Source organism: Cyanobium sp. BA5m-10 (assembly GCF_024346255.1).
GTDB classification, from domain to species: Bacteria; Cyanobacteriota; Cyanobacteriia; order PCC-6307; family Cyanobiaceae; genus Cyanobium_A; species Cyanobium_A usitatum.
Window position 1 is genome coordinate 81,337 of record NZ_JAGQCP010000006.1, and the last position, 18,967, is coordinate 100,303.

General features: G+C 63.6%; 16 protein-coding genes. 12 read left to right on the plus strand and 4 right to left on the minus strand.

Translation table 11 applies throughout. From position 1 onward, the window contains the following. The first annotated feature begins 66 nt into the window (after window positions 1-66). The 5 genes from carB to KBY85_RS04355 are packed head-to-tail and all read left to right on the plus strand — an operon-like array spanning window position 67 to window position 6,921. Complete coding sequence (gene carB / locus KBY85_RS04335; protein WP_254960335.1) at window positions 67-3,405, plus strand: carbamoyl-phosphate synthase large subunit; 3,339 nt, start codon at window positions 67-69, stop codon at window positions 3,403-3,405. A gap of 25 nt (window positions 3,406-3,430) precedes the next feature. Further along, a complete protein-coding gene (locus KBY85_RS04340; RefSeq protein WP_254960336.1) occupies window positions 3,431-4,129 on the plus strand; it encodes a DUF3386 domain-containing protein in 699 nt (232 codons plus the stop codon). Window positions 4,130-4,161: 32 nt separating this feature from the next. Then, on the plus strand, window positions 4,162-5,052 hold the full coding sequence (locus tag KBY85_RS04345) for an ABC transporter permease (protein ID WP_254960337.1): 891 nt from the start codon (window positions 4,162-4,164) through the stop codon (window positions 5,050-5,052). After that, a complete protein-coding gene (locus KBY85_RS04350) occupies window positions 5,049-5,927 on the plus strand; it encodes an ABC transporter ATP-binding protein (protein ID WP_254930083.1) in 879 nt (292 codons plus the stop codon). The genes KBY85_RS04345 and KBY85_RS04350 overlap by 4 nt, the downstream gene beginning before the upstream one ends. After that, window positions 5,908-6,921: an ABC transporter substrate-binding protein gene (locus KBY85_RS04355; RefSeq protein ID WP_254960338.1), complete on the plus strand. Its 1,014-nt coding sequence runs from the start codon at window positions 5,908-5,910 to the stop codon at window positions 6,919-6,921. Before KBY85_RS04350 ends, KBY85_RS04355 begins: the two co-directional genes overlap by 20 nt. A gap of 28 nt (window positions 6,922-6,949) precedes the next feature. Here the strand turns inward: KBY85_RS04355 and KBY85_RS04360 are convergent, their stop codons facing one another. Genes KBY85_RS04360 through KBY85_RS04370 form a run of 3 tightly spaced genes read right to left on the minus strand, consistent with a single transcriptional unit; the run spans window position 6,950 to window position 9,245 of the window. Beyond that, window positions 6,950-7,192 carry a DUF6447 family protein gene (locus tag KBY85_RS04360; RefSeq protein WP_241518353.1) on the minus strand — a complete coding sequence of 81 codons (243 nt, stop codon included), beginning with the start codon at window positions 7,190-7,192 and terminating at the stop codon, window positions 6,950-6,952. Window positions 7,193-7,206: 14 nt separating this feature from the next. Continuing rightward, entirely contained in the window at window positions 7,207-7,506 is a 300-nt protein-coding gene (locus KBY85_RS04365) for a hypothetical protein (protein WP_106632963.1), read from the minus strand. Continuing rightward, on the minus strand, window positions 7,506-9,245 hold the full coding sequence (locus tag KBY85_RS04370; protein ID WP_254960339.1) for an ABC transporter ATP-binding protein: 1,740 nt from the start codon (window positions 9,243-9,245) through the stop codon (window positions 7,506-7,508). Before KBY85_RS04370 ends, KBY85_RS04365 begins: the two co-directional genes overlap by 1 nt. A gap of 35 nt (window positions 9,246-9,280) precedes the next feature. Between KBY85_RS04370 and KBY85_RS04375 the strand changes: the two genes are divergently transcribed. The 3 genes from KBY85_RS04375 (at window position 9,281) to folP (ending at window position 11,104) form a co-directional block, all read left to right on the plus strand. Then, window positions 9,281-9,478, plus strand: a complete 198-nt coding sequence (locus tag KBY85_RS04375; protein ID WP_106632961.1) for an RNA-binding S4 domain-containing protein — start codon at window positions 9,281-9,283, stop codon at window positions 9,476-9,478. 28 nt (window positions 9,479-9,506) lie between these two features. After that, complete coding sequence (gene tpiA, locus KBY85_RS04380; RefSeq protein ID WP_106632960.1) at window positions 9,507-10,235, plus strand: triose-phosphate isomerase; 729 nt, start codon at window positions 9,507-9,509, stop codon at window positions 10,233-10,235. 71 nt (window positions 10,236-10,306) lie between these two features. Continuing rightward, on the plus strand, window positions 10,307-11,104 hold the full coding sequence (folP, locus tag KBY85_RS04385) for a dihydropteroate synthase (RefSeq protein ID WP_254930091.1): 798 nt from the start codon (window positions 10,307-10,309) through the stop codon (window positions 11,102-11,104). Here folP and KBY85_RS04390 read toward each other — a convergent pair. After that, on the minus strand, window positions 11,089-11,760 hold the full coding sequence (locus KBY85_RS04390; RefSeq protein WP_254960340.1) for a hypothetical protein: 672 nt from the start codon (window positions 11,758-11,760) through the stop codon (window positions 11,089-11,091). The two genes, folP and KBY85_RS04390, sit on opposite strands and share 16 nt — an antisense overlap. Window positions 11,761-11,956: 196 nt before the next feature. Between KBY85_RS04390 and KBY85_RS04395 the strand changes: the two genes are divergently transcribed. The 4 genes from KBY85_RS04395 to KBY85_RS04410 all read left to right on the plus strand — a co-directional run. Beyond that, window positions 11,957-13,663, plus strand: a complete 1,707-nt coding sequence (locus tag KBY85_RS04395; RefSeq protein WP_254960341.1) for an ABC transporter transmembrane domain-containing protein — start codon at window positions 11,957-11,959, stop codon at window positions 13,661-13,663. Continuing rightward, entirely contained in the window at window positions 13,660-15,792 is a 2,133-nt protein-coding gene (locus KBY85_RS04400; protein ID WP_254960342.1) for an ATP-binding cassette domain-containing protein, read from the plus strand. The genes KBY85_RS04395 and KBY85_RS04400 overlap by 4 nt, the downstream gene beginning before the upstream one ends. Window positions 15,793-15,828: 36 nt before the next feature. Next, window positions 15,829-17,235 carry an HlyD family type I secretion periplasmic adaptor subunit gene (locus KBY85_RS04405; RefSeq protein WP_254960343.1) on the plus strand — a complete coding sequence of 469 codons (1,407 nt, stop codon included), beginning with the start codon at window positions 15,829-15,831 and terminating at the stop codon, window positions 17,233-17,235. A 237-nt stretch (window positions 17,236-17,472) separates the two neighbouring features. Further along, window positions 17,473-18,967, plus strand: a 1,495-nt coding sequence (locus KBY85_RS04410; protein ID WP_254960344.1) for a tandem-95 repeat protein, incomplete at its 3' end; no start/stop codon positions are given.

Sequence of the window (18,967 nt, forward strand, 5' to 3'; positions counted from 1 at the left end):
ATTCCAGCCCCAGTTGCTGCCAGGGGGGCGTGAGAGGCTAGGCAGGTTTGGCGTTGCCCACCCCCTATGCCCCGCCGCACGGACCTCAGGCGCATCCTGCTGCTGGGCTCGGGGCCGATCGTGATCGGCCAGGCCTGCGAATTCGATTATTCCGGCACCCAGGCTTGTAAAGCGCTGCGGGCAGAAGGCTTCGAAGTGGTATTGGTGAATTCCAACCCGGCCTCGATCATGACCGATCCGGACATGGCGGATCGCACTTACATCGAGCCACTTACGCCCGAGGTGGTGGCCCGGGTGATTGAGATCGAGCAGCCCGATGCCCTGCTGCCCACGATGGGCGGCCAGACCGCTCTCAATCTGGCGGTAGCCCTGGCTGAAAACGGCACCCTGGAAAAGCACGGGGTGGAGCTGATCGGCGCCAACTTGCAGGCGATCCGCAAGGCGGAAGACCGGCTGCTCTTTAAGGAGGCGATGGAGCGAATCGGCGTCGCGGTGTGTCCCTCCGGCATCGCCAACACCCTTGAGGAGGCGGAGCGGGTGGGCGAGGTCATCGGCAGCTATCCCCGCATCATCCGGCCGGCCTTCACCCTGGGCGGCAGCGGCGGTGGCATCGCCTACAACCCCGAGGAGTTCCGCGCCTTCTGCAAAAGCGGCCTGGAGGCGAGCCCCGTCTCCCAGATCCTGGTGGAGCAGTCGCTGCTGGGCTGGAAGGAATTCGAGCTGGAGGTGATGCGCGATAGCGCCGACAACGTGGTGATCGTTTGCAGCATCGAAAACCTCGATCCGATGGGGGTACATACCGGTGATTCGATCACCGTTGCACCGGCCCAAACCCTCACCGACCGCGAATACCAGCGACTGCGCGACCAGTCGATCGCGATCATCCGCGAGATCGGCGTCGATACCGGCGGCAGCAATATTCAATTTGCGATCAACCCTGCCAACGGCGATGTGGTGGTGATTGAGATGAACCCGCGCGTATCGCGCAGCTCGGCGCTGGCTTCGAAGGCCACAGGCTTTCCAATCGCCAAGATCGCCGCCCGCCTGGCGGTGGGTTACACCCTCGACGAAATCGTCAACGACATCACCGGTGCCACCCCGGCCTGCTTCGAGCCCACGATTGATTACGTGGTCACGAAGATTCCCCGCTTCGCCTTTGAGAAGTTCCGCGGTAGCCCGGCGGTGCTCACCATCTCGATGAAGTCGGTGGGGGAGGCGATGGCGATCGGCCGCTGCTTTGAGGAGTCGTTCCAAAAGGCGTTGCGCTCCCTGGAAACGGGCCATGCCGGCTGGGGCTGTGATCGCCCCGATGCCGCAAGTGATCCCACGCTTGCCCCAGATCCCACCGCCCTGGAGCGGGCCCTGCGCACAGCCACGCCTGAGCGGATTTTCGCCGTGCGCGAGGCGATGCTCGTCGGCCGCAGCGATGACGAGATCCACCAGCTCAGCGCCATCGATCCCTGGTTTTTGGCCAAGCTGCGCTGCATTCTCGAGGCTGAGCAGCGGCTGCTGCGGGGCCGCCAGCTCGAGCAACTCGATGCCGCCGCCCTGCTGGAGCTCAAACAGCTGGGCTTCTCAGATCGCCAGATCGCCTGGGCCACTGGCAGCGATGAACTCACGGTGCGGCGCCACCGTCAGGGGCTGGGCATCAATGCCGTGTTCAAAACCGTCGATACCTGTGCGGCGGAGTTTGCCTCCAGCACTCCGTATCACTACTCCACCTACGAGCGGCCGCTGGAGCGGCTCAATGCGGCAGGTGAGCTGGAAATCGTGCCGCCCGAAAACGAGGTGCAGCCGGAGAGCCGCCGCAAGGTGATGATCCTGGGCGGCGGGCCAAACCGCATCGGCCAGGGCATCGAATTCGACTATTGCTGCGTGCACGCCTCCTTCGCTCTGCAGGCCGAGGGCTTCGCCACCGTGATGGTGAACAGCAACCCGGAGACGGTGTCAACGGATTACGACACCTCCGACCGGCTTTATTTCGAGCCCCTCACCCTCGAAGACGTGCTCAACGTGATTGAGGTGGAGCATCCCGAGGGGGTGATCGTGCAGTTCGGCGGCCAGACACCTCTCAAGCTGGCGATCCCGCTGCTGCGCTGGCTGGCTTCGCCCGAGGGGTTGGCCACCGGAACTCGCGTCTGGGGCACCTCACCTGAATCGATCGACGCCGCCGAAGACCGGGAGCAATTTGAAGCGATCCTGCGCCGGCTGGAGATCCGCCAGCCCCGCAATGGCTTGGCCCGCAGTGAGGCCGAGGCCCGGGCCATCGCTGCGCGCGTGGGCTATCCAGTGGTTGTGCGCCCCAGCTACGTGCTGGGCGGGCGCGCCATGGAGGTCGTCTACGACGAAGCCGAGCTCAACCGCTACATGGTGGAAGCGGTGCAGGTGGAGCCCGACCACCCAGTGCTGATCGACCAATACCTCGATAACGCCATCGAAGTGGATGTGGATGCCCTTTGCGATCGGGAGGGGGTAGTGGTGATCGGCGGTGTAATGGAGCACATCGAGCCGGCGGGCATCCACTCGGGCGATTCGGCCTGCTGGCTGCCGTCGGTGAGCCTGAGCGAGGCAGCCCTGGCCACGATCCGCGAGTGGAGCCGGGCCCTGGCCCTGGCCCTTGGGGTGCGCGGCCTGATCAACCTGCAGTTCGCCGTCCAGAACGACCCGGAGCAGGGCGAGCGGGTGTTCATCATCGAGGCCAATCCCCGTGCTTCCCGCACGGTGCCGTTTGTGGCCAAGGCCACCGGCGTGCCCCTGGCCAAGGTGGCCAGCCAGCTGATGGCCGGCCGCACCCTGGCGGAGCTGGGGCTCACGGCCGAGCCCATCCCGCCTCTGCAAACCGTCAAGGAGGCGGTGCTGCCGTTCAAGCGCTTCCCTGGTTCCGACACGTTGCTGGGCCCTGAAATGCGCAGCACCGGCGAGGTGATGGGCATCGCCAGCAGCGCCGGCATGGCCTATGCCAAGGCCGAGTTGGCCGCAGGCGAGGCCCTGCCCACCAGCGGCACGGTGTTTCTCTCCACCCACGACCGCGACAAGCCGGCCCTGCTGCCGGTGGCTGAGCGACTGGTGGGGCTGGGCTTTGACCTGATCGCCACCGGCGGCACCGCCGAGGCCCTGCGAGCCGCTGGCCTGCAGGTGGAATCAATCCTCAAGGTGCATGAGGGCCGTCCCAATATTGAAGACGCGATTCGCTCGGCCCGCATTCAGCTGATCATCAACACCCCGATCGGCCGCCAGGCTGCCCACGACGACAAATATCTGCGCCGGGCCGCCCTCGACTACGCCGTGCCGACGGTGACAACCCTGGCCGGGGCCCGGGCCGCTGTCGAGGCGATCACGGCGTTGCAGCAGCAGAAGATTGAGGTGAATGCCCTGCAGGACATACACCCCGGACTAACTCGTTAGGGTTAGGGATCCGATAGATCCCGCCTTGACAGCCAGCACCCAAGTCAGCAACCAGATCACCTCAGGCAGCGACTGCACGGCGGCTTTCCGGGCCGCCTATGAAAATCGCTACACCTGGGAACCGGATTTTGGTGGCTATCAGGGCCGCTGCATCTGGGAGCAAGACGGTGATGCGGGTGAAAATGGTAAGCGGGTCGATGGAACTTTCGTGGTAGGCGCCGACCTCAAGGCCACGGTCGCTGGCGTCGCCGATGAGGAGATTCACAAGGCCCTGGCTTCCCAACTGTGGGAGGTGGCGATCCACCGGGTGCGCCGCAGCTTTGAGCAAACCCATGGCGCCAACACCTTCAACGCTGGCGATACCGATGCCGTTGGCACCGAGGTGATCGTGGGCGGCAAGAACACCGGTGACCGTTACCGGATCCAGAACGACGTGGTGACGATGGTGCATCGCCACATCCACGGCACCGTGGTGACGATCTTCACCGAGAGCACCACAGACACCGGCAGCGGCTACCTGAGCCGCAGCTACACCAGCCAGTACAGCGACCCCGCCAGCGGCGAAGCCAAGGGTGGCACCAGCCGCTTCACCGACACCTTTGTGCCGCTGACCGAGGCTGGCCCCTGGGTGCTGAGCGAGCGGGTGGTTGAGACCGAGGCCCATGGCGAAACGCCGGCCGGCCGCCAGGTGTTTCGTTTCGAGGATCTTGCCCCCTTGGCTTAAGCCAATCGGCCGCTGCTAGGCACAATGCAGCCATGTTTTCTCTTTGGATTGGTGCCTACGACCAGGGCCTGGCCTATGCCGGCCTGGCCCTAGGCACCTACCTGACGCTGCGCGTCCTCAACTTCCCAGACCTCACGGTGGATGGCTCCTTTGCCCTGGGAGGTGGCACCGCTGCGGTGTTGATCAGCCAGGGTGCCCCGGTGGCGGTGGCCTTGGGGCTAGCTATCTTATTTGGCTGCCTGGCTGGCATGGTTACCGGCCTGATCCACACCCGGCTGGGTGTGAATGATCTGTTTGCAGGCATCCTCACCACCACGGGCCTTTATTCGATCACCCTGAGGCTGATGGGGCGCTCGAACATCCCCCTGTCTGAAACCCCTGCTGGAATTCTGGCCCTCCCCGATCTGGGCCTTGGCCTGGATGGTCAATGGGCCGTGGGATTAACCCTGGCGACCGTTGGGATGATCCTGCTGATCTCCTTCCTGATGGCCACAGATTTCGGCTTGTCTTTGCGCGCCTTGGGCAACAACCCCACCATGGCCCGCGCCAACGGCATCAACCAGCGCCGCGGGCTCACGGTGGGTATCGCCGCTGCTAATGGTCTGGTGGCCCTGGCCGGGGCGCTGGTTGCCACCTATCAGGGCTTTGCCGATGTGACCATGGGGATCGGCTCGTTGATCCTGGGACTAGGCATGGTGATCATTGGCGAGGCGGTGCTGCGGCCGCGCTCGCTGCCCTGGTCCCTGCTGGCGGTGGCGGTGGGGGCGATTTTGTTCCGCACCATGATCGCCATCGCCCTGCAGTTGGGCCTCGAACCGGTTGATCTCAAGCTGGCAACGGCCTTGCTGCTGCTGATCGCCCTGGCCTTCGGACGGCTGCGCATACCGGGTCTTTCGGCAGACCAGGGGAGGCAGGAGCAATGAGTTCCACCCCTCATCTCAGCACCCCTCATCTCAGCACCCCTGGTCTCAGCGTTGAGGAGCTCAGCTGGGGCCATCCTCTGCCTGGATCGGGCTGGCGGCAATTGTTCAGCGGTTTCTCGCTGAGCTGCCCCCCCGGCCAGTTTCTGGTGGTGATTGGCAGCAACGGCTCCGGCAAGAGCACCCTGCTCAATCTGGTGGCTGGCACCCTGCGCCACGGCGCTGGCCGTATCCACCTGGGCGGTCGCCCCCTGCACCGCCTGCGAGATCACCAGCGGGCTCGCTGGATAGGACGGGTGATGCAAAACCCTCTGGAGGGAACTTGTCCGGGGCTGACCGTGGCAGAAAACCTGCGGCTGGCGGAGCGGCGTAACAGGCCAGCCAGGTTTGCAGCAGGTTTTTTGATTAGTGCCTTTGGTGGCATCCATCCCAATGGCGGCGACCGCAGGCGCTACCGCGAGCTGCTGGGCGAGCTGGGCTTGCCCCTAGCCGACCGCCTCGATGAACCGGTGGGTCAGCTTTCCGGCGGCCAGCGCCAGACCCTCAGCCTGGTGATGGCAACCCTGGGTTCACCGGATCTGCTGCTGCTTGATGAGCACACCGCTGCCCTTGACCCCCGGGCCGAAGCAACGGTGATGGCGCTCACAGAGAGGTTAGTTCGTCAGCTGGGCACTACCGCCTTGATGGTGACCCACAGCCTCGAGCAGGCCCTGAGCCACGGCGACAGGTTAGTGATGCTCCATGAGGGGGGCTTGATCGGCGACTGGAATGCTGCCGAGCGTGAATATCTCGACCCGGCGGCGTTGCGGGCGATGTATGGAGCAGCCATAGTTGCGCCGCAGTCTTCAAGTGCCACAGATGGGTCTTCAGCGTCGTGAATTTCTGACCCTGGCAGGGGCCGGCGCCGTGAGCACGGTGGTGCTCTCCGCCTGCGGCAAGCTCGGCGGTGGCACCAAGGTCAAAGGCCCCACCATCGGCATGCTGCAGATGGTGGAAGCCCCGCCTCCAACCAACACCCGCAAAGGCTTTGAAGCGGCCCTGGCAGAAGCTGGCTACATCCCTGGCAAAAACGTCAACTTCATCCAGAAGGATGCCGCCGGCGAGCTGCCCAACACCACCTTGGTGATGAAGCAGTTTGTGGGCGACCAGGTGGACATGATCCTGGCGGTTGGCACACCGCCCCTGCAGGCCGCCATGAAGGTGGCCCCAGCAACCACTCCTGTGTTGTTCTGCTACTGCTCCAATCCCTGGGGTGCCGGCGCGGGCACGCCCCCGGGTGCCGTGGGTCAGCACAAGCCAAATGTGGTCGGCACGATCGGCACCAACCCGGTGGGCAAGGAGCTCGATTTGGCACGCCAAATCAACCCTGAGCTCAAGACCGTGGGCCTGATCTTCAACCCCGGCGAGCCCAACTCCGAATATGAAGCCAAGGTGCTCAAGGAGGAGGCAGCCAAACGCAACATCACCGTTGTGGAGCAGTCGGTGGCCAACTCCGGCGAAGTGCTGCAAGCCGCCCAAGTGCTGGCCGACAAGAAGGTAGAGGCCTTCGTGAAGATTGGCGATTACGCCACGATTCAGGGCTTCGGCTCGATCGCCAAGGTGGGCCTAGAGAAGAAGATTCCCGTGTATTCGGTGGATGCCGACGACATCAAGCTGCCCGGCTGCCTTGCCACGATCGGCTGGGCCTACTTCGATGACGGCTACGCAGCAGGCAAGCTGGCGGTGCGGGTATTGAAGCGAGAATCACCGGCCAAGATGGCCTTCGAGCCCCTCACCAAAACGGAGTTGATGGTCAACAAGGCCACCGCCGCAGCGATCGGGGTAACCCTGCCTGAGGAGCTGATCAAGGAAGCTCAGAAGGTGGTGAGCTAGAGCCCACCCCCCATCGCATCAACCCTTTTCAAGGCAGGGGGGTGATGTTTTGCAGCTTGTCGTTGAGCTGGCTGGCCATAGCTTGGCGGCCAACGGCAAGCACTTTCAGAGTGTCTTCATGCATGCGCAGCTGGGCATCAGCTACTTGCATGCCACGCACCAGCTCCTTCATCTCATCTGGCAAGCCGTTGAGGTCGTAGCGCTTGCCCTCGAAGGTGAGCACGGGCGGCTGGTTGTCTGATTGCTGGGCGACGTTGTCCACGAGTGGCAAAAAATCTTCAGCCCTCAGGATACGGGTGGCAGGCCACCCGGTCGCTTGAAGAAAAACATCAGCAGCGGGCCCACCTGGGCTGCTTCCACCATCTCCCAGTTTTCCTTGCCGAGGGCATTTAGAAAAAACTGCAGCTGTTCGGCTGGGTGGCGTGGTTTGGTGGCTGCGGCGTCATATTGCTGCGGGAATTCCTTTTTAAGAAACTCCGGGCTCAGGGCGCCGCCGAGCCGCTCACTATCTGCCTTGGGTGAGGGAGGACCCGGCGGATTGCCGCTCTCCACGTTGATGTGGATCACCCGGTATTCCCAAGACATCAGGCTTGCAGATGAATGAATTGGCGCTCGCAGAGCTCGCGGTAGCGGCCCCCCTGCGCCATCAGCTCATTGTGACTGCCCTGTTCGACGATGCGACCGCCATCGAGTACCAGGATTCTGTCTGCACCCTGCACGGTGGCTAGCCGGTGGGCAATCACCAGCACGGTGCGGCCCGCCATCGCCTGCTCCAAGCCCCGCTGCACCGCCTCCTCCGCTTCGGCATCGAGGGCGCTGGTGGCTTCATCCAGCAGCAGCACCGCCGGGTTGCCGAGCACGGCGCGGGCAATGGCCAGCCGTTGCAGCTGGCCGCCAGAGAAGTTGCTGCCCCGCTCTTCGATGCGGCTGGTGTAGCCCTGGGGCAGGGCCTCGATGAAGCCGGCGGCGTTGGCGAGGCTGGCTGCCTGGCGGATGGCAGCCTCGCTGGCGGGCCGGCCGAAGGCAATCGCTTCGGCCACCGTGCCAGAAAATACACTGCTTTGCTGGGGCACCAGGGCTACGGCGCGGCGCAGCTCCCGCGCCCGCAGATCGGCTAGGTCGTGGCCATCCAGCAGCACCCGGCCCTGCTGGGCGGTGTTGAAGCGCAGCAGCAGGGAAAACAGGGTGCTTTTGCCGGCGCCGGAGGGACCCACCAGGGCCACTACCTGGCCAGGCCGCACCTGCAGATCCAGGTCGTGCAGCACCGGTTGGGCGGGGTTGTAGCCGAAGCGCACCTGCTCGAGCACCAGCTCGCCGCGCACGCTGCCAAGCGGCTGTGCCGAGGGCCGGTCTGAAGCCTCCACCGGTTCCGCCTCGATCGCCCGCAGTCGCCGCAGCGAGGCCTGGCCCTGCTGAAACTCGTTGAAGTTGGTGGTGAGGTGGGAGATCGGGTCGATCAGCATCAGCAGGGCCGCCACGTAGCTGCTGAAGCCCTGGCTGTTGAGGCCGCCGGCCTGAATCCGGGCGGCGCCGAGCAGCAGCACGGTGAGGATGCCGGCCGCTTCCAGAAAGCCCACCACCGGGTGCTGCAGGGCCAGCAGTTTGAGGGTGCGGTAGCGGGCCCGACGGTGCAGGTCGATTTCGGTGTCGAAGCGCTGCTGCAGCCACGGTTCGGCTGCGAAGGCCCGCACTAAGGGCAGCCCACCGATCGCTTCGCCCAGCAGGCCCGCCAGCTCGCTCACCTGCTTTTGACTGCGTTCGGCGGCGGTCATTACCCGGGCGCCAAAGCTGCTTACCAGCACCACCACCACTGGCGCCAGCAGCAGGGTGGCCAGGGCTAAGGGCCAATCGAGCCACACCATGTAGCCGAGCACCACCACCAGCTGCAGGGCGCTGGGGGTGGTGTCTTGAATGGTTTTGTAGATCACCTCGCCCACCCGGTCCGCGTCTTCGGTGAGGCGATAGGTGAGGTCGCCCGCTGAGAGCTTCTCGAGGGCGCCGAATTCCAGCCGTTGCAGGCGGGCAAATAGGCCCCGCCGCAACTCCTGACTAACCCGCAGGGCCGGCCCGGCCAGCAGGGTGTCCTGGCCGAACTGGGCCGCCTTTTGCACCAAAAACAGTCCCAGGGCCGCGGCGATAGTGCGCAGCACCACTGGGAAGTTGCCAGCGCCGATGGCTGGAATCAGCTGGCCCGCCAGCCAGGCGAGCAGCGGCCAGCAGGCCACATAGATCACCATGCACAGCCCACCTGCCAGCAGGCGCCGGCGGTGGGGTTTCAGCAGCGGCCAGAGGTGTCGAAACCTGGCCGGCGAGGGTGCAAGCATGCGGTCACGCTATCGCTGCTCCCCCAAGCCGCCCCTTGAAACTCGATCAATTCCTTAAATACCAAGGCCTGGCGGGCACCGGCGGCGAAGCCAAGCTGCGCATTCAGCGCGGTGATGTGCGGGTGAATGGCGCCATCGAAACCCGTCGCGGTCGTCAGTTGGCCCCCGGTGATGCGGTCGACATCGACGGCCGCGAGCTGCTGTTTATGGGGACCAGGCCGCCGGCCCATTAGGTTTTCCTCACAGTGCTGGAGAGGGCCGATGCGTAAGGCCGTGATCGCGGGTAATTGGAAGATGCACATGACCTGCGCTGAGACGCGGGTATTTGCGGCCACGTTTCGGCCCCTGATTGCCGACTCCCCAGACGATCGGGAGGTGGTGATCGCTCCGCCTTTCACCTCGATTCCCACGCTCTGCCGCCACCTAGAGGGTGCTGGTGTGAAGTTTGCTGGCCAAAACGTGCACTGGGAAGACCAGGGGGCCTACACGGGCATGATCTCGGCGCCGATGCTGCTGGAGCACGGGGTGAGCTACGCCATCGTTGGCCACAGTGAGCCGCGCAAGTACTACAGCGAAAGCGATGAGCAGATCAACCTGCGCGCCCGCAATGCCCAGCGCCATGGCTTGATCCCGATCCTGTGCGTGGGCGAAAGCCTCGACCAGCGGGAATCCAATGAAACCGAGCGGGTGATCCACCGCCAGATCGAACAGGGCCTTGAGGATGTGGATCCCACCCAGGTGGTGGTGGCCTACGAGCCGATCTGGGCGATTGGTACCGGCAAGACCTGCGCCGCTGAGGAGGCAAACCGCATCTGCGGCCTAATCCGGGGCTGGGTGGGTAACCCCGGCGTCACGGTGCAATACGGCGGCTCGGTGAACCCTGCCACCATCGACGATTTGATGGCCCAGAGCGACATCGACGGGGTGTTGGTGGGTGGGGCTTCCCTCGATCCGGTGAGCTTTGCCCGCATCGTCAACTACGGCCGCTGAGACTGGCTCCCTGAGACTGGCCCCCCGTGATCGATCAACCCCGTTTTGCCTGGGGCGAGCGCACCGCAGTGATGGGGGTGCTGAACCTCACCCCCGACTCCTTCAGCGACGGCGGCCGCCTCGCCAGCGTGGCGCAGGCTGTGAGCGCTGCTGGGCGGATGCTGGCCAAGGGGGCCGATGTGTTGGATCTCGGCGCCCAGAGCACCAGGCCCGGCGCCGAGGAGGTGGGGCCCAAGCGGGAGCTTGAGCGGCTGCTGCCGGCTCTTACTGCTATTCGCGCTGCCCATCCAGGCGCCCTGCTCTCGATCGACACCTTCCATGCGGCGGTGGCCGAGGCGGCATTGGCGGCGGGCGTCCACTGGATCAACGACGTCAGCGGCGGCCGGCGTGATCCGGCCCTGCTGCGCTTGGCGGCGTCTGCCGGCTGCCCCCTGGTGTTGATGCACAGCCGTGGCGATAGCCGCAGCATGAACTCGCTTGCCCACTACGAAAATGTGGTGGCGGAGGTGCGGGCTGGCCTAATGGCGGCCACTGAAATGGCTCTGGCGGCGGGGGTGCGCCCGCTGCAGCTGATCTGGGATCCGGGGTTGGGCTTCGCTAAGGACACCGACCACAACCTTGATCTGCTCCGGGGTCTAGGCACCCTGGCGGCGGAAGGCTTTCCCCTACTGGTGGGGCCTTCGCGCAAGCGCTTCATCGGCGCGGTGTTGAACGAGCCCAGGCCCCGTGCCCGGCTGTGGGGCACGGCGGCGGTGTGCAGCCAGGCGATTGCCCAGGGGGCCCACATCCTGCGAGTGCACGACGTTGGGCCAATCGTGCAGGTTGCCCGCATGGCCGATGCGCTTAGGCCCCCTCAGCCGGACTGGTAATCGATCTGGCCCTTTTCGTTGACTTTGGCCAGCGAGAAGAAGCGGGCCGTGGTGGGGGAGATCAAGCCGAGCTCAGCCAGCAGTTCGCCGACGCGGCCCCCCTTGCTGCGTTGCAGGTCGAGGGCCTGATCAAGTTGCTCAGGGGTGATGCAGCCCATTTCCACCAGCCGCTCACCCAGCCGCTTCTCATTGAAGCCCTGCTCATCGAACAGGGCGGGGTTGAGTAGCAGATCCAGCATCTGGGGCGGCACCTGCAGGTTGAGCCGTAGGAATTCGCCAAAGCGCTGGGTTTCAGCGAAGGGCCGATACTCCTCCAGCAATTGCTCCAGCTCTTCGATGTCGAGCACGCCGGCCTGTACCAGCTTGTTGCCGAGGGTTTGGCGCTTGAAGCTGGTGTCGGTGCTGGCGGCAGCATTGAGATCGCCTTCCACCACCAGAGGCGCCTGGAAAGCCTCCTTAACCCAAGGGTCGCTGCCCAGGAAGCCAAATAGCTCGCGTGGGTTGAGGGTGAGGCTGCCGAGACTTTCTTCGATCAGCTCTTCAAGAAAGGCCACCTCGGTAGTGGGACCAATCACCTGAAACGGCAGGCGGGCACTATTGCCATTGGCAACAAGCTCCAATTGGACTTGCTCCGAACTCAGACGGAACCGGTACATAGCTCAGCTCTGAACGGGTACTGCGCGGGGAGGCGTAGTTCTTTCAAAATCAACCTAGCCGGCAATTACCCAAATAAATTTAGGAGATTGTCTGACTTTCCCTGACGATCAAACCAAAAGCAATTTGGGGAACTTAGCTTTGATCTGATTGGAGAGTTGATATGGTGAGTAGGCCCAAGATCCGAGCCGATCCAACTTGCATGCCCTGGCCCAGGCTCCAAGCCTGCTGATCAACGGGATCCAGGATGGTTGGCGCACCAATGTGGAGCTGATCCAAGAGCTGGTTAACCACCGCTTTTTTCAGTCGCTTGGCGCGGTTGATTGGAGTAAGTATCAGATTGGGCCCATTTTGATCGCCTCGGTGTTGATCAACCTGCTGGAACTGGCATCCCCCCTCTACATCAATATCGTTTACACGTCGGTTTTGCCGAGTGGCTCGATGTCGAGCCTGGTGGTGATGACGGTGGCCGTGGTGCTTTTGATGGTGCTGGGCGGCTGGCTCAAAACGGTCCGGCTTGGTTTCACCGGTGGTGACGGCGCCCGGCTAGAGCACCAGCGGCGCCTTGAGGGGCTGGCGCGCTTCTCACAGATGCGCCTGAGCGATTATCTGAGCGTCTCGCCCGCCACCCACTTGGAGCGGCTCAACAGCATCAACCTGCTGCGCGATGAGAGTGCCCTGCAGTCGCTCACCACGGCGATCGACTTGGTGTTCTCGCTGCTGTTTGTGCTGGTGCTGTTCTTGATTGCAGGCAGCGTGGGCATCGTGGCCGTGATCGCCATCGTGATTTACCTGCTGAGGGCATTGGCCTTCGCTCGCGACTACGAGGGGATCAGCAAGGAGCGCGACCGGCTGGAGCTGGAGCGGCTCAGCTACCAAATCAAGCTGATGGGCTCGATTGATCTGATCAAGTCGAACGGCCTGGGCCGCCAGTTCCTGGTGGGCAATGAGCAGCGCCAGGAGGAGCTGGCCTGGCAGCGCATGGTCAACAACAACTTCAGCGGCCAGTACCAGGCCTTTGGCTCCCTGATGAGCCAGCTCACCTTTGCCGGCATCGTCACATGGGGTGCCTTGCTGGTGATCCAGGGAAGCCTGCTGGTGGGGGCCCTGGCGGCTGCCCTGCTGCTGGCCGGCAAGATTCTCACCCCCTGGCAGCAGGCGATGGGCCTGTGGAACAGCTACCGGCGCCTGGCCCATGCCCGCGACGAATACGACGCCCTGATGGCCATCCCGGTGGAAGCTGAAGGCGGCGAAGAGAAGCTCGTGCTTGCCGCCGAGGGAGCCCTAAGCCTCTCTCTTGATGGCCGGCCCCTGGCAGTGATTCCCACCGGGTCGGTGGCCCTGCTGCGGGATCAGCAGTTCGGAGCCCAGGTGCGCCACCTGTTCATGGATCTGATCCAGATCGAGGCCGACCCCCGGTTCCAGCTCAATGGCCTGCCGATAGGCAGCTACCACCGGGAGGCCCTGCGGGATGGCATCGCCTATGTGGATCCCTCCCGGGACTTCTTCGATGGCACCCTGCTGCAGAACATCACCAGCTACCAGCCCCGCCGTTACCAGCGCCGGGCCCTGTTCTGGGCCTTCCTCGCCGGGCTCGACACAACTGTTCGCAGCTTGCCTCAGGGCTACAGCACGGCCATGGGCACCTCGTTGCCCACCGGCCTTTCGCGCGATTGCCAGCAGCTGTTCCAGGTGGTGACGGCCCTGGCCCGCTCCCCTCAGCTGCTGCTGCTCGACCTCAGCGACTGCTCTTACGGCAAGGAGTTTATCGACGGCCTGCAGCGGATTCTGGGCCGCACCAAGGGCCGGACCACCGTGCTGATCAGTGGCGCTGGCCGGGTGCTCGGCTCGGTGAGTGACCAACAAATCGACATGCCGGCCCAGGGCCGGGAGGTGTTCGCATGACCAGTTCCCCTTCCCGCGCCATGTTGCTGCGCGACCTCACCCTCAGCGCGGAAGCGCCGATGGCCTTCTGCGTAAGGCTGTTGCTGCAGCAGATGCTGTGGACGGGCCGTCCCGATGAGCTGTTTGAGCTGATCAGCAGCGACCCCCGCCAGATGGACCTGGTGGATGCCCGCAACCTGCTGCTGAGGCTCGGCTATGGCAGCCGTATTGAGGGACTAGAGAGCTGGAGCCAGCTCAATCCCCAGCTGCTGCCGGCCCTGTACGTGGGGCCAGGCAACCTGCCCTACGTGCTCTCGCGCACCAGCAAGGGCGAGCTGGTGGCGGGCAATGTCAACGGCCGCACCGACCTCTACAGCCTGCCCACCGGTGGTTGGTTGGTTTTCTTGCAGGACAAGGGCAGCACTGAGCGGGTGACCCTGCAGCAGCAGATCCTCTATCGGTTCACCAACCGGATTTCGGTGCTGTATGGGATCAGCTTCGCCCTGGCGTTGCTGGCGCTCACGCTGCCCTTCTACATCCGGGCGATCTACAACGTATCTATCCCCAGCACGAGCCTGCTCTCCACCTTCTGGATCTTCCTGGGGGCGGTGGTGCTGTTTGTGCTGGATTGGATCTTGCGCCAGTGGCGCACCACCCTGCTCTCCCAGCTCTCGGGCCGGCTCGATGCCCTGCTGGGCGTGAATCTGGTGGAGAAGCTGTTCGGTCTCGACTACCGCCAAATCGAGACCCTCGGCCAGCACGGTCTCACCAACCGGCTGAGTAGCCTCGACGGCCTGCTGGCCTATCTGCAGGGACCCCTGGCCCTGGCCTGTCTGGATTTTCCCTTTGTGGTGATCTACCTGGGGGCCATCGCCTTGATCGCCGGGCCGCTGGTGTTTGTGCCGCTGGTGCTGATGGTGCTGAGCGGCCTGCTGGTGTGGCTGCTATCGCGCTACTACACCGGTGCCTCCGAGCTCAACCTGGCTACGGGCATCGGCATTCTGCAAGCACAGCAGGAGCTGGTGAATCGCTTCCTCGAGGTGAAGCTGGCCAATGTGGAGTGGGTGTGGCTGCAGCGGCTGCGGGGCCTTTCGGCCCAGAGCACAAGCAGCGCTCTCACGATCAACCGTCAGGTGGGTCGCCTGCAGGTGATCACCAGCACCATCGCCCAGCTGGCAGGGGTGCTCACCTTGGCCGTGGGGGTGTGGATGGCCTACAGCAACGACCAGGGTCCGGCGGCCATGGGCAACCTGATCGCCGCCATGTTCTTTGTGTTCAGGGTATTTACGCCGTTTCAGCAGCTGATGAATGCATTGCTGCGCTTCGATTCGATGCGCAAGCAATATGGCCAGCTGGATCAATTCTTCAAGCTGCGTAGCAGCAATCGCTCTGCCGGTGCCTTGGTGAGTGCCCCGCGCATGCGCGGCTCGATCCTGCTTGATTCAGCTGCCTGCCGTCTTGGCGGCGAAGGGGTATTGGCTATCACCCGGGTGTCGCTTTCGGTGGCGCCGGGCGAACTGCTGGCAATCACAGGCAATGCCGGCTGCGGCAAGAGCACGGTGCTGCGGGTTGTTGACCAGCTCTATCCGCTGGTGAGCGGCACCCTGCTGTTTGATGGCAAGGACTACCGCCAGTTCAGCGCCGAGGCGATCCAGCGCAACATCGCCTACCTGATGCCCCAGAGCCAGTTGCTGCCCGGCACGATCTGGAGCAACCTCACGGCCATGAATCCAGACGCCACCGTGGCTGGGGTGCGCCAGATCTGCGCCAGCCTGGGCCTGCTTGATTTCCTCGATTGCTTGCCGGACGGCTTCGACACGTCTCTCACCGATGAGGTCGTCTATCAGTTGCCCAATGGGGTGCGCCGGTTGATGGCCCTGGCCCAGGCCCTGATCAAGGACACGCCGATCCTGTTGATCGACGACATCAGCCAGGGTCTGGCCCCGGATCAGTTCCAGGCGGTGCTGGAGGCCCTGCCCTCGCTGCGGCGCTGCACCTTCAGCGGTCAGGACCGCAGCATCATCCTGGCCACCGACAACAAGTTGCTGCTGGAGAAGGCTGATCGTCTCTGCATCCTTGATAAAGGCGTCACCTCGTTCCAGGGCACGGCTGAGGAGCTGCGAGCGCGTATGCAACAGAAAGCAGCCTGATCCCTTTTCTTTATTTCACCGCACCCCTTCCTCGTCATGACCTCCATACCCGTCAACGGCCCCAACTCCATTTCTGGCAGCGACCCTGCTGATTCCTCTTCCTTGGCCCTTCCGCCCGCCGGCGGCCTGCTGGCCCGGCTGCCCGGCATGGACAGCCCTGATGCGATCACCCTGGTGGGCCGCAGCCGCCTTAGCCAGGCCCTGGAGCTGGAGGAAAAACCAGACAACCGCTACCTGCGGCTCAGCCTCTATGTGCTCGGCGCGGCGGCCTTGATCTTCTTCCCCTGGGCGGCGCTCACCCCCATCACCCAGGTGGTGAATGCCTCCGGCGAGGTGATTCCCAAAGGAGAGGTGAATGTGGTGCAGCACCTCGAGGGCGGCATTGTGTCGCGGGTGGATGTGAGCGACGGCGATGAGGTGCGCGAGGGCCAGGTGATGCTGGAGCTGCGCCCCAACCTGGTGGAAAGCGAATACCGCGCTACTGAGCAACAGCTAAAAAACCTGCTGCTGCAGCAACAGCAGCTGCAGGCGGCCATCCGTGGTGAGCGGGTGCTGCCTCCCACCGAGGGCATCAAGCAGGGCAACAAGGTGAGCCAGGCCCAGGTGGACCTGCTCAACAGCCGCATGGACAACCGCGAAGACCAGATAAAGGCGGCTCAGGCCGTGGTGGGGGAGAAGCGAGCTGAGGTTTCGGGCCTCAACAGCCAGATTGCCCTCTATCTAGAGCAGCGAGCGATGTGGGCTGGATTGGTGGCCTCCGGAGCCGCTTCCCGCCTCAACCTGCTCGATATCGATACCAAGCTGGCCGAGATGCGCGGTGCCCGCAATGAGTCGCTCAAGGCTCTCTCCCAGGCGGAGGCAAACCTCAATGGCGTGCAGTCGGGTCTGGTGTTCGAGCAGAACTCCCAAGTTGCCCAGCTAGTGAATGAGGAGGCCGTGGTTGCCGAAAACATCAAGAAGGTGCGCAACCAGTTGGAGCGCACCAAGATCACGGCCCCGGTTGACGGTGTGGTGAGCGACCTGCGCTTCAAGGCCCCCGGTGGCGTTGTGGGTCCTGGTGCGGTGGTGCTGTCGGTGGTGCCAAACAGCACCCAGCGGCTGGTGGAGGTGCGGGTGCCCTCGTCTGATATCGGCTTTGTGAAGCCCGGTCAGAAGGTGGATGTAAAACTCCAGCCCTTTGATTCCACCATCTATGGCTCGGTGCCCGGCCGGGTGCTGAGCATCGGCGGTAACTCGGTGCAAGACCCCGACGACCGCAAGTATTACTACAAGGCCCGCATCCAGCTGGATCGCCAATTTGTGGATGTGGCCAACCGCAAGTACCCGATCTCCGTTGGCATGCCCCTGGTGGCCGACATCAAGGGCCCCCAGCGCAGCGTGCTGCGCTACATCTTCCAGCCGTTCACCCGCACCCTGGATTCGGCCCTGCGCGAATCGCGCTGAGGGCCATTCGCTCCCAACTCTCAGCGACCTCTCAGAAACCCCAGATCGATTGCTCTGCAGTCAATCTGGGGTTTTTTATTGGCGGATTTGTTGCCGCAGTTCTGCAGTGGCTCTGCTGAACGGTTTTTCCCCTAGGCATGGCGCTCCGCTGTGCATACCTTGGATACAGAACCCGATGGGTCGCTGTGCGCAGCTGCCTCGGCCTGTCCCCCGTTTCGTTCCTTCGCGGCAATACCCATGGATTCGATGCAATTCACGAACTTCACTGGCGAAAACGAGGGCGATTCGGAAAGTCGCAATAGGGTCAACCAGCCTCCCGAGGGCGAGACCTACTTAGCGGGCGGCACGGGTGCCACCGACGAGGGCAACACCCCGACCGGTGAGGGAGAAGACAACACCATTGAAGATGCCCCTGAGTCAGGCCCTGGTGTCCAGGACGTCACCACCAATGTGGATGATCCGGAGACCGATCCCGAAGGCGGCGGTGGTGGTGGCATTGGCGGCACTAGCACCACGAACGCTGCACCGCAGCAGCCGTCCGTGGTGCAAACGGGTGTGGCGCAGAGCGATCCGACGTTGGCTACACCGAACCCGTTGGCGCCTCCGCCGGAGCCAACGGCGGCCAACATTCCCCCTCTGGACCTCGATGAGACCCAGACCATCGATGAGGACGGCGTCGCAACGGGCAATGTCCTCCTGAATGTGGAGGATCCGGACGGTGGTCCGGCTGTGGTGACGCAGTTCACGATTCCCGGTGATCCCACGGTCTACCAGCCCGGCCAGACGGCCACGATCGACGGCATCGGCACGATCACGATCGCGGCCAACGGCGACTACACGTTCACGCCGGTTGCGGACTACAACGGCAGCGTGCCGCCGATCACCTATGCGTTGTCTGATCAGGCGGGTGGAACCGCGACCTCAACGCTGAGCATCACGGTGACGCCGGTGAATGATCCACCGGTGGATGGGGATGAAAGCCAGACGATCAACGAAGACAACCCGGCAACGGGGAACGTGCTGTTGAACGTGGTGGACCCCGATGGCGGAACGCCAGTAGTGACGCAGTTCAGCGTCCCAGGTGATTCGACTGTTTATACGGCGGGCCAGACGGCAACGATTGCTGGTGTGGGCACGATCGCGATCGGCAGCAATGGCGCGTATGTGTTCACGCCGGTTGCTGATTATAACGGCAGTGTGCCACCGATCAGCTATACGGTGAGCGATGGTGCTGGCGGAAGCGATACGTCAACGCTGAGCATCACGGTGACCCCGGTGAATGATCTGCCACTGGCGGTAGCGGATACCGAAACGATTGCAGAAGATGCGGTATCGGTGAGCGGGACGGTGATCACCAATGACACGCTGGGTGATGGAACAGCGGCCGAGAATGTGGTGTCGCTGAATGGTGTTCCGAAGGGAACGTATGGATCGATTGTTCTCGATCCTGATGGCGACTATGTGTACACGCTAGATAACACCAATCCGTTGGTGCAGCAGCTGGCACCTGGCGACAAGCTGACGGAAACCTACAGCTATACGCTGACCGATAAAGACGGTGATACCAGCACTACCACGCTGACAATCACGATCACCGGAACGGAGGATCTGCCACTGGCGGTAGCGGATACCGAAACGATTGCAGAAGATGCGGTATCGGTGAGCGGGACGGTGATCACCAATGACACGCTGGGTGATGGAACAGCGGCCGAGAATGTGGTGTCGCTGAATG